Here is a 26,446-nt window from a genome sequence, read left to right on the forward strand (position 1 = left end):
ACTCCTCAAGCCAGGCTCGACGCGCCGGTCTGGCGCGCAAGGAAGGCGTCGATGGCGTCGCCCTCGAAGCGGCCAAAGTTGCGGGTGAGCTCAATGTGAACACGTTCTTCAAACGCGTGAATCACGTCCTCGGTGCTGAGCGTCATGGCCGTCTCCTAGCGAGCGCTGGGCAGATCAGCAGATATCCGGGAGGCGGCCTTGACCAATATCAAGACTCTGCTGCTCTGACGGCGGTCATCGGACGCCTCGACTGCGGAGGATATCCGATCACCCTGACTCGGGCCGGAAAACGCCAGCCTCCGGCGCTTCAGAAAAAGGGGGCGGATCAGTTCCCCCGCTCTTCCCCCTCCAGCGTTTCCATCCTGGCGACCCCGTCCTCGCCCTTCGTCAGGCGGAAGGCGTCCAGTTCGCGGCCTGTCGCGGTGAAGGCGCGATAGACCACCGCGTCTTGCGACACATTCAGCGTCTGGAAGGTCTGGGTCCGCGCGGCCGTCCGGTCGGCCCAGGTCAGATCCGCCATCGGATACATCTTCGGCCCGGCGACCGAGACCACATAGGTCGAGCCCTGGTCCGACCTGTGGCCAGGGCCGGCGTTGGTCATGGCCCCCTCGCCTATGGCGCCGCGCGCATAGCCGTGGTCGTGGGCCTGAAGCACCAGGTCCACTCCGTACTTGTCGATCAGCGGCTTCAGCGCATCCCGGACGCGGCTGTTGTCCCGGTCGGGGTCGATCGAGAACAGCGGGAAGTGCAGGAACAGCACTGTCCAGCGGTTCGGATTGTCGGCCAGGACCTGATCCAGCCATCGCACCATTTCGGCCCGCATGGCCTCGTCGCCATGGAACAGCGGGGCGTCGATCGAGATCAGGCGCAGACCCTGATAATCGACGGTCCAGGCGGTTTCCTTCAGACGTTCGGCGCCCGCCGGCCCGGTCTCCGGCAGGGTGAACTGCCGGCGCCATTGGGGGTTCAGGATCGGGCCGCGGCCGTATTCGTGATTGCCCGGCGTCGGCATCTGCGGCGTCTGGGCGTACAGGAATCCGCCCGAGGCGAACCATTCGCCCCACTCGTTGTCGCTGTCGTGCCGGTTGATCAGGTCGCCGGCGTGGATGACGAAGGCCGCGTCACCGGCCTTGCGGAACCCCATCCTCAGGGTGCGGGACGCCTCGCTGAGGATATTGTTCTGCATGTCCCCGAAATACAGGAAGGTGAAGGGCTCGGGCGTCGCGGCCGCCGTCCTGAACTGCAGCCACTCGGACCAGGCCCCGCCCGAACCGACCCGGTAGACATAGACGGTCGCCGGCTTCAGCCCCTTCATTACGGCCGAATGATAGGCGGCGCGGAAGTCCGCCGCCTCGCGCACCGCCAGGACCGCGTCGTCGGTGGTCGCGGCCACGCGAACGGCGGAGGCGATGAAGTCCGGCCCGTCCTGGGCCTCGGCGAACTCCACCTGACCGTCCAGGCCCGGCGCGGTGCGCCAGGTGACTGCCATCTGATGCGCCGGATCAGCGGTCAGGTTGAGAATGATCCGCTCCGGCTGCACCGTCGCTGGCGCTATTGGGCGTTCGGACGCCTGGACCGGCGTTGGTTCGGGGCGATCCGGACGCTGCGTCTGGGCGAGTGCCTGGGCGCCGGTGGAGACGCCCAGGGCCGCGACAGCGGCCCCGAGCATGAGGGTGCGAGCAAACATCATTTTCGCCACCTCAGAAGACGTAGGTCAGGCCGAGCGAGATCGACCGCCCGTTCTTGATATAGGCCCGGCTGGACCCCGTGCTCGAACCGGCGGTGTACCAGTAGGTGTGGTTGTCGAAGAGGTTCTGCACCTGCAGTGAAGCGGTGGCGCCGCCCCACAGCTTGCGCCGCACGTTCAGATCCACAAACTCATAGTCCTGTTCGTAAGGATTGTTGCCGAAATCTTGGATGCCCTCCAGGAACTCTGACTGGTAGCTGTAGGCGGCGTAGGCTTCCCATCCGCTGTACTGCCAGAACAGCTGCACATTGGCGATGGCCTCGGGCGTCTCCATCAGCGGTAGGGTGTAGCCCGCCGGGTGCCAGGAGATTCCGGTCTCGGCTTCCGAATGCTGCAGCGTCAGGTTCACGCTTGCGCCCAGGCCCGACAGGGCGCCCGGCAACCAGTAGAAGATCTGCTGGGCGCTCATCTCGACACCGTAGACTTCGGCCCATTTGCCGTTGTTGGGCATGGAGATGGTGACGCCGTCCGGCCCGATGTTCGCCCCCGCCGTGCCGTCGCGGATGTTGCTGGAGGCCGAGCGGAACAGGAAGTTCTCGATATCCTTGTAGAACAGGCCCAGCGAATAGGCGCCGGTGTCGCCGTTGTAGCGCTCGATCGACAGATCGTAGTTGATCGCCTTCATCGGCTTCAGATCCGGGTTGCCCTGTTCGATGCCGATCAGCACCCAGTCTGAGGTGGGGTTCTCCTCGCCGTCGCCGTCCGGATCGATGTCGTAGCTGTATTCCCGGGCCGAGGTCATGCGCGCGATGTCGGGACGGGCGAAGCTGGTCCAGATCGCCGCCCGCACCTTGGTGTTGCGATTCAGCGCATAGTTCAGGTGGATCGACGGCAGGACATTGACGAAGTCGCTCTTGTCCGTGGTGAATCGCTCACCCTGAACCTCGTCCAGCACATAGGCCGAGATGTCGTTGCGGGTGCTCTCGACCCGCAGGCCGCCGATGATCTGGGCGTCGCCGAAGCGGGCCGTGGCCATCAGATAGCCGGCGAGAATGTCTTCCTTGAACTCGAAACTGTCTTCTCCGCTGACCTTGGCGCTGGAGGGATCGGTGGCGAAGCCTTCGAAGAAGCTGCTGTCGCCGTTCATCGCCCGCTGAAGCTCGGCCAACATGGCCTGATTGTCGATGATCACGCCCAGACGATAGAGGCCCGTATATTCGCCGTCGAACAGGTCGGTGACCTCCTTGCCGTAGAAGGCCGAGAAGTCCGCCAGGGTCCCCTCCGCGTCCAGATCAAGGAACTCGCCGCTATAGGTCGCGCGTTTGGAGGAATAGAATTTCGCGCCGCCCTTTACCGAGTCCAGCCAGGGCGAAACGGGCCGCCATTCGGCGTTGAACTGGCCCTGCCACAGATCCTCCTGCGCCCCGCCGACCTCGCCGGATAGGCCCGCATACTTGTATTGCGCCGGGTCCTGCACCGCCGCCATGCCGGCGTCGTTCAGCACCCATTTGGGGAAGCGGCTGTCGCCGAAGTTGACGATATCGACGCCTTTGTTGCCCAGCCAGCCGTATTTGTCGCTACGGAACTCCATGTCGTAGCTGTCGTCGATATTGTCCTCGGACTTGGCGTAGGACAGATCGTAGTCGAGCTTGAAGTCGCCGTAGCGGCTGACGCCACCCAGGTTCAGCGACATCAGAGACCCCGTCTCGCGCGAGCCTTCCCAGAAGCGACGCAGACGGAAACCCTGCGGATCCCAGGTCCCCGAGGCGCCGTTCAGTGTGTAGTAGGACCTGGTCGATCGGTCCGCATCGGTGATGACGCCGTCGCCGTCCCGGTCAACGATCTGGGCGGTGGTATAGGAATAGATATTGCCCTTGGTGCCTGAACCTATGATGGCGTCGTCCGGGTTGGCCAGGCCCGTGGCGGTCTTGTCCACCTGGGTTAGTCGCGTGGAGTTCTTCGACGTGTCGTTGCGGAAGTTCAGCCGGTTGTCGAACTCGTCCTGGGTGTATTCATTGAACTGACCGCGAAAGTGGAAGTCGTGGTGATCGCCGCGGTAGTCGAGGCTGGCGTTCAGCCCCTTGCGCTCGACCTCGGTCTCGCCGAACGCCAGGTCCATGCCGCGCAGCACGAAGGTATCGGTTTCCCAACCCAGGCTTTCGCTGTCTTCGTACCAGACGGGAGGCTGGTTATCGCCATCGACGCCGTTCTGTTCGAACTGGGACTTGCGCCGCGACCAGCTGGCGGTGACGAACACGCCCCAGTGGTCGTTGAACTGGCGGCCGAAGGAGCCGGAAACTTCGCCCGAGGTCTTGTCGTCGAACTTGTCCAGCAGACCGGCCGAGGCCGACAGGACGCCGTAGGTCGGCTTGTGGTCGAAGGCGGTAGGGGTGCGGATGTCGATGGAGCCGCCCAGGGCGTCGCCGTCGCGGTCCGGCGTCAGGCTCTTGACCACCGTGATGGAGTCGATGCCTTCCGGCGGCAGAAAGCTGAGCCGCACGCCGCGATAGAAGCTGTCGTCCGGGGAACCGGTGCCGCCGATGCGGACGCCGTTCATGGTGTAGTTGTTCAGCTCGGTCGACAGGCCGCGGATCGTGATCCGGTCGCCCTCGCCCGTGGTGTGGTTGCGCACGGCGTTGACGCCCGGCAGGCGCGACAGGGACTCGGCCACATTGTTGGCCGGCAGGTCGCCCATGTCGTCAGCGCTGATGACGTCGGATATGAAGTCGGCGTCGCGCTTGGCGTCCAGCGAGCGGCGCATGCCGGCGGCGTAGCCGACCACCAGGACCTCCTCCAGCACCGTCGCATCCGGGGTGGGCATGGACGCCTCGGCCGTCTGGCGCACCAGGGTCAGAACGCCGCGAACCTCGCGCGCCTCGACGCCGGAGCCTGCGATCATCCGGCGAAGCGCCTCACGGGGAGTCATGGAGCCGGAAACGGCCTGAGCCCGCAGACCCCGCGTCAGTTCAGGGTCGAAGACGATCTGCAGGCCGGTCTGACGTGACAGGGTCTGGATCGCACGTCCCAGATCCTGCGCCGGGATGTTGATGGCGGCGCGCGCCTCGGCGCTGCTGGCGGCCTGCCAGGCCTGGGCCGGAGCGGCGGCGGATGTCAGGACGGCGACGGCGGCCGCCGCAAGGAGGCCGGTCTTGTAAATGCGCATGTGATAGATCCCCCGCGGCCGAACCTGGCCGCTATTGGGGAAGACGACGAACATCGCGGTCCTGACACCCGTCTTGAAAACTTGCTCTATCCGTCACCTAAGCTTCAGACAGCAGATAGCGGCCAGCGTCTTTTCGGGTCAGCCTGAGCCCATGAAGCCGGGCGATCGCGGCCAGGGCGTTCTCGGGATTCTCATAGGAGAAACGACCGCTCACGAGCGCACGGCCCAGTTTCGGATCAGAGAGTGAGACCTCCACCCCGGTGGTCCGTTTCAGATCGCCGATCACGCTGGTCAGCGTCGTCTCATCCAGTTCCAGCCACCCCCTGGTCCAGGATGGAAGGTCGGTCTTGGCCTCGGGTTGTCGCAGGCTGGCGCGTTGAACACCGGCCTTCAGCACCCGACCACGCTCCCCGGCCCGGATTCGCACGACGCGCCCCTTGGTCGGCGTCACATCGACGGCGCCTTCGAACACCACGACCTCGACCATCGGGCCGTCAGGGGTCTCGAGAGAGTCCACGTTGAACCGAGTGCCGACGGCGGTGATCCGCACCCCTTCGGCTTCCACCGTGAAGGGGCGGCCAGCGTCATGGGCGACTTCGAAGAAGCCTTCGCCGTCCAGTCGCAGTCTCCGTTCCGTGTCGCCCAGCAGGACACGCACCTTGCTTGCGCCATTCAGCCGGACCGCCGAGCCATCCGCCAACGCCACGGCTTGCGGAACGCCGCGACGACCGACGATCATCTCTCCCCGAAGGGAGGAATTTGCGCCGAACAAGGCCGCGCAGGCGACACAGGCGGCCAGGCCCGCCGGCGCCCAGATCTTCACCCAGGCCGGCGTCGAGGCGAACAGGCCCGGCTTCGCCGTCCGGTGAGCGGCTCGCCGCGCCGCCCACAGGATGGCCGGATCGGCGATCAGAGCCTCATGCTGCTCCAGCAGGCGCTGTCGATCGGGCCGCCCCGCCAGCCAGGTGTTCAGCGCGGCCTGCCGCGCCGGGGTCCAGCCGTCTCCCTGCTTTTCATCCGCCCAAAGGGCCGCCGCCCGGTCGTCACGAGCGTCAAAGATTTCAGTCGACATGACGCCCCTCCGCCGTCTTGCGAAGCGTCTGAGCGGCGCGACTATAGTGTTTCTGAACCGCCTCAACCGACATGTTCAATTCGCCGGCGATATGTTCATAGGATTCCTCGCCGGCGCGGCGTCTCACGAACACCTCGCGGCGCACGGCGGGCATGGCGTCCAAGGCTTTCTGACACAGACGCAGCCGTTGGTTCATGTCCAGCGCTTCCAAGGGAGACGCCGCGCCGTCCGCTTGGTGGTCCGTCTCGCCGAAATCGTCAAAAGGCGTGGTTTCTGATCGGCGCGCGCGATCGATCAGAATATTGCGGGCGGCCCGCATCGCGTAGGACAGCGGATCCGTGATCAGCGCCACCCGCGCACGGGAAAGCACACGCAGAATAGCCTCCTGCGCGACGTCTTCCGCATCGGCGCTCGACGCCAGTCTCCGTCGCACATAGGCGAGAAGCGCACGATTGTGCGTCACAAGCGCCTGCCCCACTTCGTGCTCGTGACTCACTGGGCGGCCCCTTACCGAAGGGGCCGACATAGAAGCGGCGCGTAACGGAAATTCGACATCTTGATGTCGGTTTGACTTCGCATCCGCGAATGACGGGCGCCGTCGAGCCTGGCCTGGCGCCCCAACGCAGGCTCTGCCCGCGCCGGGAACCAAGCCTCGGCTTCGACGGTGCGCGACGGTTCAAGGCCTGGGGGCGGCCTCCCTGTCTGCGGCGGACGCGGCATACCGTATCTGTGAGGGACGCGGCGATGTCGAAGCCATCCCCTCCGCCGTCATGCCGCGCGACATCATCCACGCCTGGATGCGGTTCAATGTGGCGAACGTCTGAGGCGTGAGCCCCTCGCCTGTATTGATCACCTCGAGCAGCCAGGCGGCTTCCCGTTCGGACGTGGGCGTGCAGGCGAGCAACTGGCTCTCGCATCGCTCAAGCCGCATCTCAAAATCGCGCTCGGCCGCGCAGCAGGCTTCGTAGGATGCAAATTCATCGGGCAGGAAGCCGTCGAACCGGCGAAGGATGTCCCATTCGGCGAACAGGTCGGCGAAGGTCGGCATGTGGCTCTCGGCCATGGGGGAATCTCCTCGCCGTCAGCCCCTGGCGACGGCGAAATCAACAAGAGTGAGTTAGGCCGGCGCGCCAGGCAGCAATCGATACCGGCGCACCAGATGAGCTTCATAGGCGCCGGCCAGAAGCACGATCAGCAAGGCGATCCAGGTCGCAAGCCTGACCGTGACGGCCGTCCAGTTATAGATGAAGGCGGGGCCCAGGGCGGCGAAATGGGTCAGGACGACGGCGACCTGCAGACCAGCGGCGAACAGAAGCCACCATCGGTCCGCCCGCAACGCCAGGCCGATCAGGCCGATCGCGCAGGCGAGATCCACCAGGGCGACGCCCCAGCGGACATCGCCGAGCATCAGATGCTGCGCCAATGGGCTGAGCACCATGTCCGCCAGCAGAAGCACGGCGGCCCAGCGGTCGGCGCGACCGCCCCAGACGACAGGGGCGGCCAGGGCGACCAGACTGATGATCAGCAGCCCCGCCTGGAGCATCAGGCGTCCAGCGCCAGCGCCGTCGCTCCGCCGGCGGGCTGATCCTTGCCCTCCAGCGGTCCGCCGGCTGTGACGATTATGCCGAGCGTGCGGGCGATGCGCGCCAGTCGATCGTGACTGGCCACGAGCCGGGACCGCCCCTCGACAAGCGCCCCGGCCGCGGCCTGGACGTCGACCAGGGCCTGGTGGCCCGCCTGGGCGGCGAACCGGGCGCCGGCGCGGTGGCGCGTCATGTCGTGGGTCAGAAGGCTGATTTCGGCGAGCGCCTGATCGAGCGCCTGTTCAGCGGTCTGAAGTCGTCTGGCGATTAAGTTGGCGAAGTCGGTCTTGTGATTCATGGCGAGGATCCCGGCTAAGAGGGCCGCCATGCGTCGAGCGTCGAGAAGATCGTCATCACCAAGGACGTCAGACCGCCCAGTACGAGCAGCCAGAGCGCCGTCGCGCCGACGATGACGCCCAGACGGATGAGCCGGTTCGCCGGAGGCGGTCGCCAGAAGCGCGCCGCCCAGGGCCGGTCATCGATCGGGTTCCCCACGCCCGGCGAGACGGCCGGACGCAGTCGTTCTGGCAGCCGCTCGGCCAGTTCGGCATCGGTCATTCCGGCGCCTGGGTATTGAATGCCCAGCGCCTGGGCCGCCGCCCGCCGGTGACTGGTGCCGAGTTTGGCGTTGGCGCTTTGCAGATAGTTCGCCACGGTGCTGGGCGTGATGCCCAGCACGTCTGCAATCTCCTGATTTGACAGTCTCAGGCCGGCCAGTTGCACGCATTCGATCTCGCGCCGCGTCAGTCGCCCCATCGCCTAGCGTCCGATCCGCGAAAGGGCTCGCCGTCCGCAACGGACAGCGAGCCGAAGTCTAGACATCGATTTCCGCGCCGGTCTCTGCAGAAACCCGGGCCAGTTGCTGGATCAGGTCCAGAACGAGCTTCTGGTTTCGCACCGACAGCTCGGGCGCCCGCCGGGCGATCTCGGCCGTCTGTTTCGTGGGTGCGCCGCCCATGCGCGCCTCAGGTCCATCGGGCAGACCCAGACCCTCGAAGAAGTAGTTCAGATCGACGTTCAGGAATTCCGCAATCTCCCACAGACGCGAGGCGGCGATCCGATTGCTCCCGCGCTCGTACTTCTGGATCTGCTGGAAGGTGACCCCGGCCGCCTGGGCCAGTTGAGCCTGACTGTAGCGCAACGCCTGGCGGCGTTCGGCGACACGCCGGCCAACGTGCAGGTCTACGGGATTGAGGTTATCGCCTTGGGGCGTCTTGATCGCGACTTTTGCCATGGCGAAAGCTAGCCTTGGTCCGACCCGAGTCGTCAAGCCGCCTGACGGCCTCGCCGACGTTTGCCGCCGATATGGAAGACGCCGACAGCCATCGCTTCGATGATGCGACAGGATGATGGCTTGTCGCGGCAGGAAAAAGCTCCAGTACTTGCGCTCCGCCCGCAACGCGTCGGCCGTTCAGATTGAAACAAGCCCGATGATCATGAAGTCTACGCGCCGCGCCGTCTCGCCCTGAAACCACACCAACCCTTCCCCTTGTCCCGGAGTTTCGCCCTGCCCCTCTCTCGTCGTCTCGTTCTCGCTGGAAGCCTCGCGGGAAGCCTCGTCGGCGCCGGTTGCGCCGCGGCCCGCGCGCCCGCCCCCGCCGCCCGCGTGATCCGTCACGATCCGGCGCTGGACCGCCTGATCGCACCGGACGCCCGGCTGGAGACGCTCGCCTCGGGCTTCACCTGGTCCGAAGGCCCGGTATGGATCGCTGACGGCGGCTATCTGCTGTTCAGCGACGTGCCCGAGAACCGGATTCATCGCTGGTCCGAGAAGGACGGCGTCTCGGTCTTCATGGAGCCGTCGGGCTATGACGGGCCGGACGCGTCTGTCTTTCGAGAGCCAGGGTCGAACGGACTGATCGCCGCCCCCCGCGGTTCGATCCTGATGGCCGATCATGGCGCCCGCGCCATTGCGCGCGTCGATCTGGCCACCCGCGCCAAGACCCTGCTGGCGACCCGCTATGGCGACGCCCGCTTCAGTTCGCCCAACGACCTGGTCCAGGCCTCCAACGGCGCGATCTTCTTCACCGATCCGCCCTATGGACTGAAGGAGATGGACCGGTCGCCGCTGAAGGAGACGGCGTACAACGGCGTCTATCGGCTGGACCCCGACGGCGTCGTGACCCTGTTGGACGACAGTCTCAGCTTCCCCAACGGGATCGGCCTGTCGCCGGATCAGCGGACCCTCTATGTGGCGGTCTCCGATCCCGAACGTCCGTTATTGCTGGCCTATGATCTGACCCGGACCGGGCCGGCGATGAAGCCGCGCGTGCTGATGGACTTCTCCGATCAGGTCGGGCCGTCCAATCCTGGCCTGCCGGATGGTATGGCCGTCGATCGCGCGGGCCATCTGTTCGCCACAGGTCCCGGCGGAGTACATGTGCTGACGCCCGAGGGGCGCAGCCTGGGCCGTATCGACACCGGCGGGGCTGCGGCGAACTGCACCTTCGGCGAAGACGGCCGGAGCCTGTTCATCACGGCCGGAGACCGGCTTCTGCGCCTGCGGACCTTGACCCTGGGCTGAGGGTCTGACGACCTCCATAGGGTCTCGACATCGCGGCTTCGCCAGACCATTGACGCCTATGCTTCAGCGACAAGCCTCACCCAGATCGACCGACGCGCAGCGGATCATCGAGGCGGCCATCGACCTGGTGATCGCTCAGGGTTTCCGCAAACTGACCCTGCGCGACCTGGCCCAGGCCGTCGGCAAGAGCACGACCGTCATCGTCAACCTGTTCGGCGCCAAGTCCGGCCTGGTCCTGGCGGTCGGCGAACATGCGCTGGAGGCGGACGCCGTTTTTCATCAGCGCTTCTTCGGCGCCGTGGCTGGTCTGCCGGCGAGCCGCGACACCCTGCTCGCCCTTGTCCTGCGCTATCTGAGGCTCCGCGCCGCGGCCGAAGCCGGCTTTGTTCGGGTCTGGGAGGCCCTGCTGCTGGACACGGACCTGGGCGAGGCGCGCCATGACCTGATGCGACGCTGGGAGGCGATGCGCGAGGCGGCCTGGCGGACCTATCTGGCGACCGTCCCCGGCGCCGCCGATTTCGCCGCGCCCCTGACCGCCTGTCTCGTCACCGAACAATTCTACGCCGGCGCCCTTCTGGGCCGCACCGACTATGAGGTCATCAGCGCCGAGGGCCTGGGCGCCCTGGTCGACCGAGTCCTGGGCCGAGACGACGGCCCCGCCCCGGCCACCTTCTGGTATCGCGAACATCTGGTTCTGCCCCAGGCGCCGGCTGCGGGACTGGAGGTCGATTCGATGCGGCTCAAACTGCTCGACATCGCGGCGGACCGGATCCTGGCCGGCGGCGTGGCCGGCGTGACCAATCGCTCGGTCAGCCTGGTGGCCGGCACCTCCACATCCACCATCGCCTATCATTGGCCGGACATGCGTCGCTTCGTCGTGGATGCGGTGTGGCACAGCGTGTTCCGCGACCTGCCCCATTATCTGGCGAGGCGGCGTCCCGACATGGACCCTTCCGCGGCCACGCTCGAGACCTGGGAAAGGCTGATGACGCCAACCGTCTCGATCGATCCTCAGGCCGAGGGCTTCTACACCCGATACGCCCGCCTGATCGCCAGCATCTGCCTGGAGGCCCGCCGAGATCCGCCGCTTCAGGACCTCGCCATGGTCCTGCGCGGACCGGAGGGCGGCGGCACCTTCTACAACAGCGCCGGGGTCTGGCCGACGGGTTTCGACCTGACCCGACTAGCCGCCACCCGGTTCGCGCTCTGGATCAAGGGCCAGGCCCTGGTCGCCTCGGCGACGGGGATTCCGCTGTCGGGCGCAACGCTCAAGACCGCCGCGACCCAGCTTGTGGCGCAGCAAGAGCCATAGAACGGGCGTTACTTCCAGCTTCAGGTTGCCAGGGCGCTGCCTAACAGAAAGTCTTCCTACAAGCGTCATAAAAGCTTAGCAGGGCGCGCCTAATGCCGAACCGTTGTCGAACAGTTGTTTTTCTGCGGGACGCCAGCGGCTCCAGCCTTCCTCCCCATCGCCAGGGGCCGCTCCCGTCAAATCGCCGAACCGAACGGCTGTTCGACAGCATCATCAACAGATCGGCCCGTGCGGCAGGGGGTGCCTGCGCGCGCCGCCCGCAATGGATCGTGCAATGCATCGTCTGCTCCTCGGCGTCTCGAGCGCCGCACTCGCCCTGGCCGCGGCCCTGCCCGCCGCCGCCCAATCTTCCTCGGCTCCGTCGGCGACGGTCGAGGACATCGTCGTTACCGCCCAGCGTCGGGCCCAGGCCAGCCAGGACGTCGGCCTCGCGCTGAGCGTCATCGGCGGCCAGGACCTGGACGAGAAGGGCGTTCAGGTCATCAACGACATCGAGAATGTCGTGCCCAATATGGAAGTGGACAGCCAGTTCGGCAGCGGCCAGCCCGCCTTCCGCATCCGCGGCATCGGCACCCGCGAATATTCCAGCAACAACGCCTCGACCGTCGGCGTCTACGTCGACGAAGTCGCCCACCCCTATACGATCACCACCCAGGGCGCGATGTTCGACATCGCCCGGCTGGAAGTGCTGCGCGGGCCGCAGGGCACCCTGTACGGCCGCAACACCACGGGCGGCGCGGTGAACATCATCACCAACGCCCCGACGGCGGACCGGCACGCCGGCTTGACCGCCGAATACGGCTCCTATGACCGCTACAAGGTCGAGGGCTTTGTCTCGGGTCAGATCGTTCCCGGCCTCCTGGGCCGCCTGGCCGCCGTCACCGAACTGGGCGGCGCCTGGCAGTATCACCGCACGACCGGCCAGAAACTGGGCGACGTCGACAAGACCGCCGTGCGCGGCCGCCTGACCTGGGACGCCTCGGAAGACGTCACGGTCGATCTGGCCGCCACCTATTCCATCGACAAGTCCGACGGCCTGGGCTTCCGCCTGCGCAGCGACTATCCGGTCTTCGACGGCAGCGTGACCTATCCGGCCGACACCGCCCGCCGGATCACCGGCTGGAAGATCTCCGAGGCTTTGGCCGGCGTTTCCGGCCGCAGCCTGGACGCCAAGCCGGGCCGCGACAACGACGGTCTGGACCTCAGCGCCCGCGTCCGCGCCGACCTGGGCTGGGCCACGCTGAACACCATCACCGCCTACCAGACCTTCAGCCGTTCGGAATACAACGACTGGGACGGCACGCCGGCGGCGGAGTCGGACGTCTATTTCTACAACGAAATCAAAGCGTTCTCGCAGGAAGCCCGCCTGTCGAACCAGGCTGGGCGTCTGAACTGGATGGTCGGCGCCCACTATGCCGATGAGAGCATCGACGGCGGCTTCTACACCGAGTTCCGCGGCGCCAACCGCAACCTGATCAACACCCCCTACGACCAGTCGGTCGAGGCCATCGGCGTCTTCACCCACAACAGCTTCGCCCTGACGGATCGCCTCAGCCTGATCGCGGGCCTGCGTTACGAGAACGAAGACCGCAGCCTGACCACGACCGGCACGCGTCGCCTGAACGTCGCGGTCGGACCGGAAAAGACCTACGATATCTCGCTGTCGGAATGGACCGGGCGCTTCGGCCTGGAATACGATCTCGCCGAAAACGCCCTGCTCTACGCTAGTGTCGCGCGTGGGGTGAAGTCGGGCGGCTTCACCACCTACAATGGTCAGTCGCAGACCCCCTTCAAGCCCGAAATCGTCATCGCCTACGAGACAGGGATCAAGTCGGACCTGTTCGACAAGACCCTGCGCGTCAATGGCGCGGTCTTCTTCTACGACTACGAGAACCAGCAGATTCAGGGCACCGAATACAGCCGGGAAACCGGCCAGTTGGGCAAGATCACCAATGTGCCCAAGTCCGAAATCTACGGCGGCGAAATCGAACTGACCTGGACGCCCTTCGCCGGCCTCACGATCAGCCAGAACTACGGCTACAAGGAAGGCGAATACAGCGAGTATTTCGCCATCGACGCCACGGCGACCAACGCCGCCAATCCGGCGAACGGACCGTGGGACGTGATCATCTCGAACGACCGTTCGGGCGAACCGCTGCAGTTCCCGAAGTTCAACTACGGCGGCTCCATCGCCTATGACTGGTCGATGGCCGGTTTCGCCCTGCGGGCCGAGACCAACTACAATCAGCGCGACGGCATCTACAACGCCTCTTCGGCTTCGGTTCTGCCTGGCTACTGGCTGTGGAACGCCAATCTGAGCGCAGGTCCGGAGAACGCCAACTGGCGCGTCGGTCTGTGGGCGCGCAACCTCTTCAACACCGAATACGAAGAGACCCGCAACAACTTCAACGGCGGCGCTCGTCCGACCAGTTCGCCGAACCAGGGCCGCACCGTCGGCGTCCGTCTGACGATGGACTTCTAAGACCAGGACAGGGCGGATCGGCTTCAGGCCGGTCCGCCCGATCCGTTGCTCCCGTTGGAAAGCCCCCCATGCTGCTGAAGCCCACCCTTCCGATGAACCGCCGCCTTCTGCTGGGCGGCCTGGTCGCCGCGTCCCTGGTGCTGCGTTTCGGCCGGGCTCAGGCCCAGGCGGGCGGGGCCTATGTCTTCCCGCTGGGCGTCGCCAGCGGCGATCCGGCCCCCGATGGTTTCGTCCTGTGGACGCGGCTGGCGGTCGATCCGGTGGCGCCGGACGGCCTGGGCGGCATGGGCGGCCCGGTCGCCGTGCGTTGGGACGTGGCGGCGGACGAGGCCTTCAACCGCATCGTCGCCTCGGGCGAGGCCGTGGCGGATCGCGCCGACGCCCACAGCCTGCATATCGAGGTCGAAGGTCTGCGCCCCGACCGCCCCTATTGGTACAGGTTCACCGCCCAGGGTCAGCAGAGCCCCGTCGGCCGCACCCGCACCGCCCCCGCCCCGAACGCCGACATCGACCGCCTGCGTCTGGCCGTCGCCTCCTGCTCGAACTGGGAGTCGGGCTATTTCAGCGCCTATGGCCATATGGCCGACGAAGCGCCGGACCTGACCCTGTTCCTGGGCGACTATATCTACGAATACACCCGCACGGGCGCCCAGGCGGCCAATGTGGTGCGGCCCTACGGACTGGAAGAGGCGACGACCCTGGCGGGTTATCGCAACCGGTACGCCCTGCACCGGACGGACGCGGACCTGCAACGGCTGCACGCCGTCGCCCCCTGTCTGGCGGTGTGGGACGACCACGAGATTCAGGACGACTATTCCGGCGTCTGGTCCAAGACGCCCGGCGTCATGCCCAATGATTTCCTGCTGCGGCGCGCCGCCGGTTACAAGGCCTTCTACGAGGCCATGCCCATTCGCCGCACGCGGCTGGACGCCCGGCTGCAGATGCCGATCTATCGCGGCGTCCGCTATGGCCGGCTGGCCCAGTTCTTCATGCTGGACGGCCGGCAGTACCGCTCGAAACAGGCCTGCGCCGACGGCGTCAACGGCGGCAAGGGCCAGGTGGTCACCGACGCCGCCTGCCCAGACCGGCTGGACCCGGCCCGCACCTTCCTGGGCTTCGAACAGGAACGCTGGCTGTACGACGGCCTGGCCCGGTCGCAGGCGCGCTGGAACATCCTGGGCCAGGATCTTGTGATGGCGGGGCTGAGGTTCGGAAACGGCGACGCCGAGACCCGCTACTGGACCGACACCTGGGACGGCTATCCCGTCGCCCGCGACCGGATGACCGACGCCCTGGCGACGCTGAAGCCCCGCAATCCGGTGGTGCTGAGCGGCGACTACCACTCGTTCTGGACCAATGACGTCAAGCGGGTCAGCGCCGATCCGTCATCCGCGACGGTGGCGACCGAATTCGTCGGCACCTCGATCTCGTCGTCCGGCCCGCCCTATGACGCCCTGATGGCGAACATGCCGAACAACCCGCAGATCAAATTCTTCGACAGCCGGGTGCGGGGCTATATGTCCATCGACATGGACCGCGACCGGATGAACACCCGTTATCGCGCCATCTCGGACGTACGCGATCCCCATGCGGCGGTCTCGACCCTGAACAGCTGGGTGGTCGAGGACGGCCGTCCCGGCGCCGTCGCCGCCTGATTTCCCCACAGTCTGATAAGCGTAGTCTAAATGCCCCTTCTTTCCTCGGCCGGTCGCGGCCTGGCGGTCCTGTGTCTGGCCCTGAGCGGCTGCGCCGCGACACCGGACACGGCGCCGGTGTTCTGGACCGGTTTCCAGGATCATCCCCACGGTTATCTGTCCGCAGACGCGGCGCCGAACGCCGCCCGGTTCCTGCCGCCGCCGCCCGCCGCCGGATCCCTGCGTGAACAGGCCGATATCGAGACCTATCGCTCGACCCGCGCTCTCGAGGGCGGTGCGCGCTGGGCGATGGCCCAGGCGGACAATGAGATCGAGACCCCCTCGGCCCCGCGTGTCTTCGCCCCGGCCCTGGGCGTGACCTTCGACCCCGAGCGCGTGCCGACCCTGACCCGTCTGCTGGGCCGGATGCTGGGCGACCTGGAAACGATCCAGACCCCAGTCAAGAAGGGCGTCCGCCGCCCCCGGCCCTTCGTCGCCGAGCCGGCGGCCACCTGTATCGCGCCCCAGCCCTGGCTGACGGCCAGCGGTTCCTATCCGTCGGGCCACGCCGCCCTGGGCTGGGCCTGGGCCCTGGTCCTGTCGGAAATGGCGCCGGACAAAGCTGACGAGATCCTGGCGCGCGGCCTAGCCTATGGCGACAGCCGGGTGATCTGCGGCGTCCACTACCCCAGCGACGTCGAGGCCGGCCGGATCGTCGGCGCCGCCCTGGTGGCCAGCCTGAAGGCCGACCCTGACTTCCAGGCGGATTTCATCCAGGCCCAGCGCGAACTCCAGACCCTGCGCGCCGCCCGGCCCTGATCCGGCTTCAGGTCGAGGGCGCCAGCACGCCCTCGACGCTGATCGTCGCATCGGCGTTTTCGACGACGTTCAGCGTCGTGGCCTCGACCTTGCGGTCATGCAGGGCCGCCAACCAGCCGAAGGCCGCCGTGCTGGAGACATTGGTCAGGTTGAAGCCCAGGCCGCCGTCCGGCGACATGCCCATGACCGGCGTCACCCCAGTGATCGAACCGACCTCTGCGACCACCGCCGCGACATCGACGTCGCTGCTGGCGGCGTCTGTCCTCGCCATGCGACCCGTCGCCGTCTGAACCAGGGCCAGATCGGCCTCGGCCACGGCTCGCGCCTCGGCCGCATCGGCCCGCCAGGCCCATGCCGGACGAACGATCAGCAGCCAGACCAGAACGGCGGCGATCGCCAGGCCCATCACCGTCAGCATCCGCTGCTCGCGCAGGGTGCGGCCGTCCCACCAGGCGGCGGCTTGAGACATCAGGCCGTTCATGCGGCGCCTCCCACGATGATTTCACTGACCACCCGCCCGCCGTCCTCGACGGTCGAGGCGTCGGACATGGACAGGCCCGAGGCGGCCAGGGCGGTCCGCAAGGTCTCCAGGTCCGAAAAGGCCGGATAGCTGACGGTCGCGCGCACCCCCTGGCCGGGATCGGCGCTCAGACTGTCCAGTTCCGCGCCCTCGACCTGTTCCACGGCGGCGAACAGGGCGGCGCTGACCGAGGCCAGGCCGCCCGGCGGCGGGGCCACGGCGATCTGGCGACGCGCCGCCTCCATCGGATCGCTGGCGCGGGCGGCGTCGGGCATGGTTTCGGTGATCAGGGCCAGGGTCCGGCGTTCGGCCCGGTCGGCGGCGACCTGATCGCGCGCGCCGACGGCGAGGGTCAGGATCAGGGGCGACACCACCAGAGCCGCCGCCAAACCGGCCGCCAGCCGCCAGCCGCCCGCCCGAACCTCGCGTTTGCGCTCCAGGCCCGACAACAGATCGACGGCCGGCGCCGCCGCTGCGGCCGCCAGCAGCCGCTCCAGCGTCTCGGGATCGTCCATGCGGATCAGGGGGCGCCCGCCCGCCACCGCCTCGACCAGATCGGACTGGACCGTGGCCGCGAAATGCGCGCCGCGCAGCCCCATGTCGGTCCCGAAGACGGCGGCGCTCAGAGCGTCGTCGGCCGGCGCTGGCAGGATCAGACAGTCGGGCACTACGGCGACAGGGGTCACGCCCAGAGCGGCGAGATAGTCGATCCACGCCTCCAGCAGACCCGCGCCCACGGCGGCGACCAGACGCGGCCCCTCGCCCGCGACCGGCCCCAGGGCCACGACCGGCCCCAGGGCCACGACCGTGCGCTCGGGATCGCCGGCCAGATCATCCTTCAAGGCCCAGCGCGCCGCCGCCCGCACCTGGGCCGTCCCGCCGACCGGCAGGTCCAGCCAACGCACCAGGACATCGGCGCCGGGAGCGACGGCCACCGTGCGGACATCGAGCGTCGCGGCCGAGTCTTCCAGCAGCAGCGAGCCGCGTTGCAGCACGCGTCCCCCGGCGTCGAACGTCAGGAAGGGCGCCGGCATCGAGGCCGCCGGGGGGATGATGACGATACGGGTCTGGCTCATTCTTCAGGGATCCAGCGGCGAATGACAGTACGCACGCCGCCGTCCGGCGCGGCGTGAATCAGGGCGGTGCGGACGGCGTGGGCGCCGCCATAGTCGATATCGACCCGAAGATCGAAATAGCGCGTCGACAGCGTGACTTGCCCGCGCGTCTCATCATCGGGCGTGAAGCCCTTGAGCGCCGGCTGGCTCCAGAAGGCGTCGACGCTGGACCAGCCCAGCGCCGGGCGGGCGGCGATGGCGGCGCGCGCGCCCTGAAGCCCCAGGGCGCCGCGCGTCAGCATGACCAGAAGGGGCGCCTCGGCCGGGCTCAGGGTGTTGATGTTCAGCGTCGTCTGGGTGGTCGCCGGCAGGGCGCAGACATAGGGGCGCAGCCGCCGATACAGGGCGTCGTCCATATTGGCGACCGCCCGCATCTCGCTGACGTCCGCCAGGATGACGCCGCCGGTGCGATACGGCGTGGACAGGCCGGCGTAACGGGCATCCTCGGCCCCGCCGGGTGAAGCCTCGGCGTCATTGTCCATCCAGTCGGTCAGGGCGGCGGCCGCAGCGGCCATCCGGGCGCGCGACAAGCCGAGGGCGGCGCCCAGGGCGACGAACTGGGTCGTGGCTTCGGGGCGGGGAAACAGGTCCTCGTTCTGGCCGAAGACAAGGCTGTTCAGGTTGAAACAGGCCTGGCCGTCCGTGACGACGGCGCGGATCGCGCCCTCCTCCACCGGAAACTCCAGCACCCGGCCGTTCCAGCGCGGCTCCAGCGGGGTGCGGGCGGGATCGATCTTGACCAGGTCGGCGATCTGGCTCCGCGCCAGGCTTTCGGCGCCGGCGGCGTACCACTGGGCCTGAGCCTGGGTCTCGGCGTTGGTGGTGCGGCGCACCGAGAAGCGCACGTCGTCCAGAATGGCGACCGCCACGACCGCCATCACCGCCACCAGCAGCAGCACGGTCAGCAGGGCCATGCCCTCGCGCGATCCCCGCAGCCGTCTCATGCGGCGGCGACCAGGAACAGTTGATCCAGGCGGCCGAAACCGTCCAGGGTCATGACGATCCGCACCGCGTCCGGCAGCGGCCGGTCGCTGGTCGAGATGAAGGCCGGCGCCTCGGATCCGTTCAGGATGAAGGTCACGGTCGCGTCCTTGACCCCGCGATACAGAACCTGGGGCGGTCCCGCGCGGGCGCCGTCCAGATAGGGAGAGACGCGCCGCTCCAGCCGCCCCTCGACCACCCGGTATTCGACCCTTTGCAGCGACGGGCGCGGCGCCGCGTCCGGGTTGGACCACCCGTTGCGAACCAGGACCAGAATGGGATCGCCGGGCGTCTCCTGACCCATCAGGGCGCGCGGCAGGGGGCGGCCGGTCGGGCCGCGCGTGCGACGCGGCGACGCCTGGGCCAGATCGGCCTTCAGCAGGGCGCGCGTCCGTTGCAGATCGCCGATGCGGTCGGTCTCGGCGCGGATGGCGAATTTGGCGTCGATGGTCTGGCTCAGCACCAGGGCGCCGGCCCCGGCCAACAGGGCGAAGATGGCCAGCGAGACCAGGACCTCGACCAGGGTGAACCCCGCCCGCCCCTCCCGTGACTTCGTGCGCGGCGCCCTCATGCCCCGGCCGCCCTGAACAGGACGCGGTCCGCCACCTGGCCCTCGTCGGTGAAGACCCGCACGTCAATCCGGCCCATGCCGGCGACTTCGGTCCCGGTGACGACGCGACGCCAGCGCCAGACGCGGCCGGCCATCTGGGTTTCGCCGCTGACTTCGCCCACCGGCAGGCTGGGCGCGATCATGGCCTCGGCCGCGACATTCTCGGCCACCAGACCGCCCAGGGTGCGCACCTCGACGCGCACGGCGGAACGGGTGCTCTCGCCGGACAGGTTCAACAGGGCCATGGCCGCCAGGGCGAACACCGCCAGGGCCACCAGCATTTCGATCAGCGTAAACCCGGCGCGGGCGTATCGAGCCCTGCCGCCGGCCGGACGACCACGCGCTGCTGGAACGGAATCAATCATGGATCGACACCTCGCCCGCGCCGTCGACCGTGACGGTGCGGGACTGGTTGTCGCGGGTCAGGCGGACCCGGGCGGGGTCGGCCACGCCGGTGGGATCGAAGACGATGCGCACAGGGTCCGCCGGCGCCGCGACGCCCTCGCCCCAGGTGCGGGCGATGAAGACGCCGTTCAGCGGCGTCCAGACGGCGCCGTCGAAACTGGAAAAGGCGTAGCCGGCGGTGTCCGCATCCGCCGCCACCGGCCGATTGGTCAGGATCGCCTCCTCGCGGGCGCGCGACAGCCGGGCGGCGAACTGCTCCGCCTCCAGACCCACGGCCGGGCGGGGATCGGGCAAGGACAGGGCGACCGCCCCGGCCGCCAATCCGATGACGGCCACCGTGACCATCAGCTCGACCAGGGTGAATCCAGTACGGCGACGCTGAAGCCTAGCCCTGCCAGTTGCCGAGGTCCGCGTCATTGCCCTCGCCCCCTTCCTTGCCGTCCGCCCCCAGGGAGAAGACGTCGAACTGCTGGCCGTGCGCGCTCTGGCGACGATAGCGGTAGGGGTTGCCCCACGGATCTTCGGGCAGGCGACGCACATAGCCGCCCTGGCGATAGCGTTCCGGCTGGGCCAGGCCGGCCGGCGCGGACACCAGGGCCTCGAGCCCCTGCTGGTCGGTGGGGAAGTTCAGATTGTCCAGGCGATAGGTCTCGATCGCCTGCTCCAGAACCGAGATGTCCGCCTTGGCCTTGCCGACCATGGCCCGGTCCTGGCTGGGCAGGACATTCAGCGCCACCACGGTCGCCAGCAGGCCGATGATGACGATGACCACCATCAGTTCGACCAGGGTGAAACCCTGACGCTTCTTACGCTTGTTCTGATTTTCTGACGTCATCACTAAACTCTCCTCACCCCATCGCCAGGGTGTTGATCTGAAGTATGGGCAGCAGGATCGACAGGACGATCATCGCGACCACCCCGCCCATGACCACGATGATGGCCGGCTCCAGCAGGCTCAGCATCACGGCGGTGAAGGTCGCGAACTCGCGTTCCAGATAGTCGGCGGCGCGTTCCAGCATCGGCTCCAGCCGTCCGCTGCTCTCGCCCGAGGCGGTCATATAGACCAGCAGCGGGGGGAAGACGTCGGCGCGGCGCATGGCCGCCGACAGGCCCCCGCCCTCGCGCACCGCCTCGCCCATGGATTCAGTCGCCTGACGCAGGGCCATGTTGGACACGGTGCGGGCGGTGATGGTCAGGCCCTCCAGCACCGGCAGGCCCGCGGCGATCATGGTCGACAGGGTGCGCGCCATCCTGGCCCCATGCAGGTCCCGCGTCAGACGGCCGAGGACCGGCAGTTTCAGCATCGCCTGGTCGATCCGCAGGCGGATTTCGGGTCGGCGTCGCGCGACCACGCCCGCGACGATCAGCCCGGCCAGCAGCAGCAGGAACAGCCAGCCCCAGTTCCGCATCAGGTCCGACACCCCGATCACCAGTCGCGTCAACAGCGGCAGGGTCTGGTTCATGCTCTCGAACTGATCGACCACCTTGGGCACGACGAAGGTCATCAGAATGGCGATCACGCCCAGAGCGACCACGGCCAGGACGCTGGGATAGACCACGGCGGTGATCACCTTGCCGCGCACCTGCTGGTCCCGCTCCAGCCCGTCGGCCAGACGTTCCAGGATCGGCTGAAGCGCGCCCGACTGTTCCCCGGCCGAGACCATGGCCCGGTACAGGGGCGGAAAGGCCTGGCCCTGCAAGGCCATGGCGTCGGACAGGCGACGCCCCTCCATGACCCCTGCATGCACGCCTTCCAGCACCCGCCGCACCACCGGCCGATCGGCCTGAAGCGCCAGGGTGCGCAGGGCCTCTTCGATCGGCGAGACCGAAATCAGCGTCGCCAGCTGGCGCGTCGTCAGGGCCAGGGTCTTGGCGTTCAGGCGGTCGCCCCGGCCGGCGCCGCCCGTCCGCTCGGCACGCGGCGCGATCCGGGCCGGCGTCAGCTCCAGCGGCATCAGCCGGCGCTTGGTCAGCCAGCCGCGCGCCGCCGCCTCGTCCGAAGCGGTGACTGCGCCGGACACCGTCCGCCCCGCCGCATCGACGGCCACATAGTCGAAGGCCGCCATCAGGCCGCCTCCGCCGGATCGGTCGCCGTCTCCTGGCGGGCGACGCGGACCGCCTCCTCGACCGAGGTCACGCCGTCCAGCACCAGGGCGCGGGCGCGTTCCGTCAGGGTTCCGCCCCCGGCGAAGGCGGCGGCGATCACGGCGTCCTCATCCGCCTCGGCTGCAATCAGCCGGCGCACGCGATCGTCGATCTTCAGCACCTCGTACAGGCCGACCCGGCCGACGTAGCCGGTATTGCCGCAGTGGGCGCAGCCGTGCGGACGCCAGACCTGCACCCCGGCCTTGGCGCCGACCAGTTTCGCCGTCTTTTTGTCGGCGATCTCGGGCGTGCGGCAGTGGTCGCACAGCCGCCGCACCAGCCGCTGGGCCACGATCAGCCGCAGAGTCGAGGCCAGCAGGAAGGGCTCCACCCCCATGTCGCGCAGCCGCGTCACCGCCCCCGCCGCGTCGTTGGTGTGGACGGTGGACAGGACCAGGTGGCCGGTCAGGGCGGCCTGAACCGCAACCCCCGCCGTCTCCACGTCGCGGATCTCGCCCACCATGACCACGTCCGGGTCCTGGCGCAGGATGGCGCGCAGGCCCGCCGCGAAGGTCATGCCGACCTTGGTGTTGACCTGGGTCTGGCCGACGCCGTCGATGGCGTATTCGACCGGATCCTCGACCGTCAGGATGTTGCGCGTCTGGTCGTTCAGCAGGGCCAGGCCGGCGTACAGGCTGGTGGTCTTTCCCGAGCCGGTCGGCCCGGTGACCAGGATGATGCCGTTCGGCTCGGCCAGGGCGGCGCGGAAGGCGGCCAGGGCGTCGGGCGCCATGCCCAGACGGTCCAGGGTCAGGCCCGCCTGATCCTTGTCCAGAATCCGCATCACCACCCGCTCGCCGCCGCGCGACGGCAGGGTCGAGACCCGCACGTCCAGCGTCTTGCCGCCCAGGGCCAGGGGGATGCGCCCGTCCTGCGGCACGCGCTTCTCGGCGATGTCGAGCCGCGCCATGACCTTGATGCGCGACACCAGCAGCGGGGCGATGCGCGGGTTCAGGCTCAGGGCCTCGCGCAGCACCCCGTCGATCCGCATCCGCACCAGCAGCGCGTTCTCATAGGTCTCAAGGTGGATGTCAGAGGCGCCGGTCCGCACCGCCTCGGCGATGATCCCGTTGATCAGCCGGATCACCGGCGCGTCGTCGGCCGTGTCCAGCAGATCGGCCGCCGCGGGGATGTCGTCGATCAGACTGTCCAGCCCGGCCGGCATGTCCAGATCGTCGCCGTCGGTCGCCGCCAGATGGTCGCCGGCATAGACCTCGGACAGTTGGCGGTCGAAGGCCGCCTGGCTCAGGGCTTCGACCGCGAGGGGGCGCCCCAGGACGCGCCGCGCCTCGATCAGGGCCTTGGGATCCGCCCCCTCGCGCAGACCCACCCGCGCCACCTCGCCGGCGTCCAGCAGCAGGACGCCGTGTCGTTTGGCGAATCCATAGGGCAGGCTGGGGCTGACCAGGGTGATCATGGGATCAGTTTCCGGTCGGCGGCAGGGGCGCGACCTCGACCGGGGCGACGGGGGCGGTCACGCCAGTCGGGGCGATCACCATCGGCTGGCCCGTCGCCGGGGCGGCCGGCGCCTGGGTCCGCATATAGTCCCGCACCAGGGCGTCCAGGCTGGGCTCGCGATCCGGCTGCACCGCCTGCTGCTGGTCGCGCATATAGCCCCAGCGATCGGCGGCCAGCCCTTGAGCCTCCTCGCGGGTGCGGACGATGGTGGGACGCAGGAAGACCATCAGATTGGTCCGCCCGCGCTGACGGCTGTTCGACCGGAACAGGGCGCCGACGCCCGGCAGGTCGCCCAGGCCGGGGATCTTGTCGGTCGAGATGATGTCGTTCTGGTCCAGCAGGCCGCCGGCGACCGCGATGTCGCCGTCATCGACCACCAGGGTCGTCTGCAGCTCGCGCTTGTCCAGCACCAGGTCTGTCGCGCCACGGGTCAGCCCGCCGTTGATCGCCGACACCTCCTGGCGCAGCGTCAGGGTGATGGAGCCGCCGGCGTTGATCTGCGGCTTGACCGTCAGCCGAACGCCGATGTCCTTGCGGTCGGTCGTGGTGAAGGGGTTGGAATTGCCGTCCAGCAGGGTCTGGCCGGTCGTGATCGGCACCTCCTGTCCGACCAGGAAGGTGGCCTCTTCGTTGTCCAGCGTCATGATCGACGGGGTCTGGAGCAGGTTGGAGCCCTTGTCGGTCTTGGCCGCATTGATGATGAAGCCGAACAGGCCGTCGCCGACCTCGACCCCGGCGCCGCCGATAAAGCCGTTGGCGCCCACCAGACTGTTCAGGGCCAGGGTCTGTAGCTGTTCCCGCAGCGGATCGTCCTTGTCCAGCTGCCCGGCATAGGCGCCGCCGGCCATGTTCACCAGCGGGGTGGCGTTGGCGGTGTAGTTGGTCAGACCGACGCCGTTCTCGCCGCCGTACAGCCACTGGACGCCCAGCTCGCGCACCGCGTTGTCGCTCAGTTCGACCACGATGGCCTCGATCAGCACCTGCTGGCGGCGCACGTCCAGCCGCCGGATGACGTCGGCCAGGGTCCGCTGCATGTCGGCCGGCCCGGCGATGACCAGGGCGTTGGCGCCAGGGAAGCGGGCGATGGTGGCGCGCTGGCCGGTGGCGGTGACGGTGGACGAGCCGATGGCGCCGCGGTCCGCGTCCGCTCCGCCCAGGCTGGAGGCGGCGCGCGACAGGCCGCTCGACGCGCCGTTCGTCGATCCGGTCGGGGCGGTGCGCAAGCCCTGGCTCGCGCCCGTCGAGGCCGTGACCGGCTGGCCCACCACCTGCTGCAGCACCGGCAGAAGCTGCTCGGCGTTGGCGTGTTCCAGGAAGACGACGTTCACGTCCTGGCTGGCGCGCGAACGGCCGTCCAGGTCATGGATCAGGCCGCGCACGCGGGCCAGGGCCTGGCCGTCGCCGCGCAGGACGATGGAGTTCGAGCTTTCCACCGCCGTGACGGTGACCATCCCCTGCCCGCCGCCGCTCGGCGCCGCCATCACCTGCTGCAACACCCCGGCGATCTCGCGCGCCGAGGCGTTTTCCAGCGCCACCACCTCATAGCTGGACCGGTCCACGTCGATCCGGCCGATCAGGGAGCGGATACGGGCCAGATTGTCGGCGAAATCGGCGACAACCACGCTGTTGGCGCCGGGATTGGCCAGGACCTGGCCCTGGGCCCCGACCAGCGGCCGGATCGTCTCGGCGGCCGAGGCTGCGTCGATGTTGCGCAGTTGGAACACCTCGGTCGAGAACCGCTCGGCCCCGACGGTGGAGGGCCCCTGGGCCGCGCCCTGGGCCGGGCTGATCCGATAGGCGCCCGACTGGGTCGGGGTGACCACCAGGCCGTTGGCCCGCAAGGTGGACAGGAAGACCTCGAACATCTGGGCGCGGCCCAGCGGCCGATCGCTGGTCACCGTCACCGTCCCAGTCACGGCCGGATCGACGATGAAGGTGCGGCCGGTGGTGCGGGCCACGTCCTGAATGAAGGCGCGGATGTCGGCGCCCTGGACGTTCAGGGTCTGGCGCGCCTCCTGGGCCATGACGGGCGCGGCGGCCAGGGGGGCCTGCAGGGCCAGGACGGCGGCGAGGGCGCCGACGCCGGAACGCTTCAGGCGATTGCGCAGAGAGGCGGTCATGGACGCGTCCTTATGGTGGTGGTGCGCGTCTCGCCCGCGCGCTCATATTGGATGTCGGCGGACGGGGCGCTGGCCAGCTGGCCACGCAGGGCGCCGATGGCCTGAGGGCTGTTCAGCGCCACGCCATTGACGGACAGGATGACGTCGCCCGACTGAAGCCCGGCGCTGCGCAGCTCGGACGCATTGCCGGCCGACGAGACGGTGAAGCCGTTGACGCCCAGACCCTGGATCCGGGGCCGCAGCGCGGCCTGGGCCATCAGCCTTTGGGGATCGACGACCACGCCCTGAGACGAGGCGGGCGCGGCGGTCGGCGGGGCCACGACCTGGGGTGTCGACGGCGGCGGGGGCGGCGCAGCGGCCCCGGCGGGCGTGTCGGCGAACTCCAGACGGCTCAGGGACTGGCCGCGCGCCAGGGTGACGAAATCCGACCCGACAGACTGCAAGACCAGGCCGGGCTCGACCTCCTCGCCGACGCCGACGGACAGTTGGCGTCCGTCCGCAAGACCGATGATGGCCGATCCGCCGCCGACGCCGCCCGCGCGCACGCCGAACAGCCGCATCTGGCTGGCGTCCGCGCCCGAGGCGCCGGCCAGGGCGCCCTGCCCGCCTGTGCGGAAGAAGGCGTCGAAACGCGACAGAATACTCATGTCCACCGGCCCCGCCGGGGCCGTGGCACCGGCCGGTTCGAGCTTCGGCTGAGGCCCTGCGAACAGCCAGACAAGCCGCCCCGTCTGAACCAGCAGCAGCAGGATCAGCACGACCTCGACGATGCGACGCAGCGGCAGACGACGCATACGGTCGGCCACCGAAGAGACG

26 protein-coding genes are annotated in these 26,446 nt (G+C 68.3%); 5 read left to right on the plus strand and 21 right to left on the minus strand.

What is annotated here, in order from left to right:
- Nucleotides 1-5 precede the first annotated feature (5 nt).
- The 10 genes from GYM46_RS00535 to GYM46_RS00580 form a co-directional block, all read right to left on the minus strand.
- Nucleotides 6-146 (minus strand): hypothetical protein, encoded by a 141-nt coding sequence (locus tag GYM46_RS00535; protein WP_008263362.1) that lies wholly within the window; start codon nt 144-146, stop codon nt 6-8.
- A gap of 179 nt (nt 147-325) precedes the next feature.
- Nucleotides 326-1,690 carry a purple acid phosphatase family protein gene (locus tag GYM46_RS00540; RefSeq protein WP_232216226.1) on the minus strand — a complete coding sequence of 455 codons (1,365 nt, stop codon included), beginning with the start codon at nt 1,688-1,690 and terminating at the stop codon, nt 326-328.
- 10 nt (nt 1,691-1,700) lie between these two features.
- Nucleotides 1,701-4,850, minus strand: coding sequence for a TonB-dependent receptor (locus tag GYM46_RS00545; RefSeq protein ID WP_156796412.1), 3,150 nt, complete (start codon nt 4,848-4,850; stop codon nt 1,701-1,703).
- Nucleotides 4,851-4,947: 97 nt separating this feature from the next.
- The gene (locus GYM46_RS00550; protein WP_008263963.1) at nt 4,948-5,922 is read right to left on the minus strand and encodes a FecR family protein; all 975 of its coding nucleotides are present in this window, start codon (nt 5,920-5,922) and stop codon (nt 4,948-4,950) included.
- Nucleotides 5,912-6,418: an RNA polymerase sigma factor gene (locus GYM46_RS00555; protein ID WP_164952572.1), complete on the minus strand. Its 507-nt coding sequence runs from the start codon at nt 6,416-6,418 to the stop codon at nt 5,912-5,914. Before GYM46_RS00555 ends, GYM46_RS00550 begins: the two co-directional genes overlap by 11 nt.
- Nucleotides 6,419-6,598: 180 nt before the next feature.
- Nucleotides 6,599-6,970, minus strand: a complete 372-nt coding sequence (locus tag GYM46_RS00560) for a hypothetical protein (RefSeq protein WP_154726041.1) — start codon at nt 6,968-6,970, stop codon at nt 6,599-6,601.
- A 69-nt stretch (nt 6,971-7,039) separates the two neighbouring features.
- Nucleotides 7,040-7,465, minus strand: coding sequence for a hypothetical protein (locus GYM46_RS00565; RefSeq protein WP_008264033.1), 426 nt, complete (start codon nt 7,463-7,465; stop codon nt 7,040-7,042).
- Entirely contained in the window at nt 7,465-7,803 is a 339-nt protein-coding gene (locus tag GYM46_RS00570; protein WP_008260189.1) for a hypothetical protein, read from the minus strand. The genes GYM46_RS00565 and GYM46_RS00570 overlap by 1 nt, the downstream gene beginning before the upstream one ends.
- A 14-nt stretch (nt 7,804-7,817) precedes the next feature.
- Nucleotides 7,818-8,261, minus strand: a complete 444-nt coding sequence (locus GYM46_RS00575; RefSeq protein WP_008259390.1) for a response regulator transcription factor — start codon at nt 8,259-8,261, stop codon at nt 7,818-7,820.
- A 58-nt stretch (nt 8,262-8,319) separates the two neighbouring features.
- Complete coding sequence (locus GYM46_RS00580) at nt 8,320-8,739, minus strand: helix-turn-helix domain-containing protein (protein WP_008261975.1); 420 nt, start codon at nt 8,737-8,739, stop codon at nt 8,320-8,322.
- Nucleotides 8,740-9,111: 372 nt separating this feature from the next.
- Here GYM46_RS00580 and GYM46_RS00585 point away from each other — a divergent pair, with 372 nt between their 5' ends.
- The 5 genes from GYM46_RS00585 to GYM46_RS00605 all read left to right on the plus strand — a co-directional run bounded on the left by GYM46_RS00585 (nt 9,112) and on the right by GYM46_RS00605 (nt 16,276).
- On the plus strand, nt 9,112-10,029 hold the full coding sequence (locus tag GYM46_RS00585; protein WP_008261331.1) for an SMP-30/gluconolactonase/LRE family protein: 918 nt from the start codon (nt 9,112-9,114) through the stop codon (nt 10,027-10,029).
- A gap of 58 nt (nt 10,030-10,087) precedes the next feature.
- Entirely contained in the window at nt 10,088-11,341 is a 1,254-nt protein-coding gene (locus tag GYM46_RS00590; protein WP_008263749.1) for a TetR/AcrR family transcriptional regulator, read from the plus strand.
- A gap of 274 nt (nt 11,342-11,615) precedes the next feature.
- Nucleotides 11,616-13,823 carry a TonB-dependent receptor gene (locus tag GYM46_RS00595; protein ID WP_008259406.1) on the plus strand — a complete coding sequence of 736 codons (2,208 nt, stop codon included), beginning with the start codon at nt 11,616-11,618 and terminating at the stop codon, nt 13,821-13,823.
- A 68-nt stretch (nt 13,824-13,891) separates the two neighbouring features.
- On the plus strand, nt 13,892-15,478 hold the full coding sequence (locus GYM46_RS00600) for an alkaline phosphatase D family protein (protein WP_008260426.1): 1,587 nt from the start codon (nt 13,892-13,894) through the stop codon (nt 15,476-15,478).
- 30 nt (nt 15,479-15,508) lie between these two features.
- Nucleotides 15,509-16,276: an acid phosphatase gene (locus tag GYM46_RS00605; protein WP_008260297.1), complete on the plus strand. Its 768-nt coding sequence runs from the start codon at nt 15,509-15,511 to the stop codon at nt 16,274-16,276.
- A gap of 7 nt (nt 16,277-16,283) precedes the next feature.
- Here the strand turns inward: GYM46_RS00605 and gspM are convergent, their stop codons facing one another.
- From gspM to GYM46_RS00660, 11 genes are read right to left on the minus strand one after another with little or no spacing between them, the layout of a single operon-like run.
- The gene (gene gspM / locus GYM46_RS00610; protein WP_008259418.1) at nt 16,284-16,757 is read right to left on the minus strand and encodes a type II secretion system protein GspM; all 474 of its coding nucleotides are present in this window, start codon (nt 16,755-16,757) and stop codon (nt 16,284-16,286) included.
- Nucleotides 16,754-17,872 (minus strand): type II secretion system protein GspL, encoded by a 1,119-nt coding sequence (gene gspL, locus GYM46_RS00615; protein WP_008261180.1) that lies wholly within the window; start codon nt 17,870-17,872, stop codon nt 16,754-16,756. The genes gspM and gspL overlap by 4 nt, the downstream gene beginning before the upstream one ends.
- Complete coding sequence (gspK, locus tag GYM46_RS00620; protein WP_008263980.1) at nt 17,869-18,855, minus strand: type II secretion system minor pseudopilin GspK; 987 nt, start codon at nt 18,853-18,855, stop codon at nt 17,869-17,871. Before gspK ends, gspL begins: the two co-directional genes overlap by 4 nt.
- Nucleotides 18,852-19,463 (minus strand): type II secretion system minor pseudopilin GspJ, encoded by a 612-nt coding sequence (gene gspJ / locus GYM46_RS00625; protein WP_008260305.1) that lies wholly within the window; start codon nt 19,461-19,463, stop codon nt 18,852-18,854. Before gspJ ends, gspK begins: the two co-directional genes overlap by 4 nt.
- Nucleotides 19,460-19,867, minus strand: a complete 408-nt coding sequence (gspI, locus tag GYM46_RS00630) for a type II secretion system minor pseudopilin GspI (RefSeq protein WP_083793348.1) — start codon at nt 19,865-19,867, stop codon at nt 19,460-19,462. The genes gspJ and gspI overlap by 4 nt, the downstream gene beginning before the upstream one ends.
- On the minus strand, nt 19,860-20,324 hold the full coding sequence (locus GYM46_RS00635; protein ID WP_083793347.1) for a GspH/FimT family pseudopilin: 465 nt from the start codon (nt 20,322-20,324) through the stop codon (nt 19,860-19,862). The genes gspI and GYM46_RS00635 overlap by 8 nt, the downstream gene beginning before the upstream one ends.
- Nucleotides 20,293-20,742, minus strand: coding sequence for a type II secretion system major pseudopilin GspG (gspG, locus tag GYM46_RS00640; protein WP_008263479.1), 450 nt, complete (start codon nt 20,740-20,742; stop codon nt 20,293-20,295). Before gspG ends, GYM46_RS00635 begins: the two co-directional genes overlap by 32 nt.
- Before the next feature lie 13 nt (nt 20,743-20,755).
- A complete protein-coding gene (gene gspF, locus GYM46_RS00645) occupies nt 20,756-21,973 on the minus strand; it encodes a type II secretion system inner membrane protein GspF (RefSeq protein WP_008262104.1) in 1,218 nt (405 codons plus the stop codon).
- Complete coding sequence (gspE, locus tag GYM46_RS00650; RefSeq protein WP_008261443.1) at nt 21,973-23,469, minus strand: type II secretion system ATPase GspE; 1,497 nt, start codon at nt 23,467-23,469, stop codon at nt 21,973-21,975. The genes gspF and gspE overlap by 1 nt, the downstream gene beginning before the upstream one ends.
- A gap of 4 nt (nt 23,470-23,473) precedes the next feature.
- Nucleotides 23,474-25,630, minus strand: coding sequence for a type II secretion system secretin GspD (gspD, locus tag GYM46_RS00655; RefSeq protein WP_008259455.1), 2,157 nt, complete (start codon nt 25,628-25,630; stop codon nt 23,474-23,476).
- Nucleotides 25,627-26,424, minus strand: coding sequence for a type II secretion system protein N (locus GYM46_RS00660; RefSeq protein WP_008262500.1), 798 nt, complete (start codon nt 26,422-26,424; stop codon nt 25,627-25,629). The genes gspD and GYM46_RS00660 overlap by 4 nt, the downstream gene beginning before the upstream one ends.
- Nucleotides 26,425-26,446: the final 22 nt, after the last annotated feature.

Source organism: Brevundimonas mediterranea (assembly GCF_011064825.1).
GTDB classification, from domain to species: Bacteria; Pseudomonadota; Alphaproteobacteria; order Caulobacterales; family Caulobacteraceae; genus Brevundimonas; species Brevundimonas mediterranea_A.

Excerpts from the sequence above, each read along its gene's own strand:
- GYM46_RS00535 (WP_008263362.1), bottom strand. The coding sequence starts at position 146 with ATGACGCTCAGCACCGAGGACGTGATTCACGCGTTTGAAGAACGTGTT.
- GYM46_RS00540 (WP_232216226.1), bottom strand. The coding sequence starts at position 1,690 with ATGATGTTTGCTCGCACCCTCATGCTCGGGGCCGCTGTCGCGGCCCTG.
- GYM46_RS00545 (WP_156796412.1), bottom strand. The coding sequence starts at position 4,850 with ATGCGCATTTACAAGACCGGCCTCCTTGCGGCGGCCGCCGTCGCCGTC.
- GYM46_RS00550 (WP_008263963.1), bottom strand. The coding sequence starts at position 5,922 with ATGTCGACTGAAATCTTTGACGCTCGTGACGACCGGGCGGCGGCCCTT.
- GYM46_RS00560 (WP_154726041.1), bottom strand. The coding sequence starts at position 6,970 with ATGCCGACCTTCGCCGACCTGTTCGCCGAATGGGACATCCTTCGCCGG.
- GYM46_RS00565 (WP_008264033.1), bottom strand. The coding sequence starts at position 7,465 with ATGCTCCAGGCGGGGCTGCTGATCATCAGTCTGGTCGCCCTGGCCGCC.
- GYM46_RS00570 (WP_008260189.1), bottom strand. The coding sequence starts at position 7,803 with ATGAATCACAAGACCGACTTCGCCAACTTAATCGCCAGACGACTTCAG.
- GYM46_RS00575 (WP_008259390.1), bottom strand. The coding sequence starts at position 8,261 with ATGGGGCGACTGACGCGGCGCGAGATCGAATGCGTGCAACTGGCCGGC.
- GYM46_RS00580 (WP_008261975.1), bottom strand. The coding sequence starts at position 8,739 with ATGGCAAAAGTCGCGATCAAGACGCCCCAAGGCGATAACCTCAATCCC.
- GYM46_RS00590 (WP_008263749.1), top strand. The coding sequence starts at position 10,088 with ATGCTTCAGCGACAAGCCTCACCCAGATCGACCGACGCGCAGCGGATC.
- GYM46_RS00595 (WP_008259406.1), top strand. The coding sequence starts at position 11,616 with ATGCATCGTCTGCTCCTCGGCGTCTCGAGCGCCGCACTCGCCCTGGCC.
- GYM46_RS00600 (WP_008260426.1), top strand. The coding sequence starts at position 13,892 with ATGCTGCTGAAGCCCACCCTTCCGATGAACCGCCGCCTTCTGCTGGGC.
- GYM46_RS00605 (WP_008260297.1), top strand. The coding sequence starts at position 15,509 with ATGCCCCTTCTTTCCTCGGCCGGTCGCGGCCTGGCGGTCCTGTGTCTG.
- gspM (WP_008259418.1), bottom strand. The coding sequence starts at position 16,757 with ATGAACGGCCTGATGTCTCAAGCCGCCGCCTGGTGGGACGGCCGCACC.
- gspL (WP_008261180.1), bottom strand. The coding sequence starts at position 17,872 with ATGAGCCAGACCCGTATCGTCATCATCCCCCCGGCGGCCTCGATGCCG.
- gspK (WP_008263980.1), bottom strand. The coding sequence starts at position 18,855 with ATGAGACGGCTGCGGGGATCGCGCGAGGGCATGGCCCTGCTGACCGTG.
- gspJ (WP_008260305.1), bottom strand. The coding sequence starts at position 19,463 with ATGAGGGCGCCGCGCACGAAGTCACGGGAGGGGCGGGCGGGGTTCACC.
- gspI (WP_083793348.1), bottom strand. The coding sequence starts at position 19,867 with ATGATTGATTCCGTTCCAGCAGCGCGTGGTCGTCCGGCCGGCGGCAGG.
- GYM46_RS00635 (WP_083793347.1), bottom strand. The coding sequence starts at position 20,324 with ATGACGCGGACCTCGGCAACTGGCAGGGCTAGGCTTCAGCGTCGCCGT.
- gspG (WP_008263479.1), bottom strand. The coding sequence starts at position 20,742 with ATGACGTCAGAAAATCAGAACAAGCGTAAGAAGCGTCAGGGTTTCACC.
- gspF (WP_008262104.1), bottom strand. The coding sequence starts at position 21,973 with ATGGCGGCCTTCGACTATGTGGCCGTCGATGCGGCGGGGCGGACGGTG.
- gspE (WP_008261443.1), bottom strand. The coding sequence starts at position 23,469 with ATGATCACCCTGGTCAGCCCCAGCCTGCCCTATGGATTCGCCAAACGA.
- gspD (WP_008259455.1), bottom strand. The coding sequence starts at position 25,630 with ATGACCGCCTCTCTGCGCAATCGCCTGAAGCGTTCCGGCGTCGGCGCC.
- GYM46_RS00660 (WP_008262500.1), bottom strand. The coding sequence starts at position 26,424 with ATGCGTCGTCTGCCGCTGCGTCGCATCGTCGAGGTCGTGCTGATCCTG.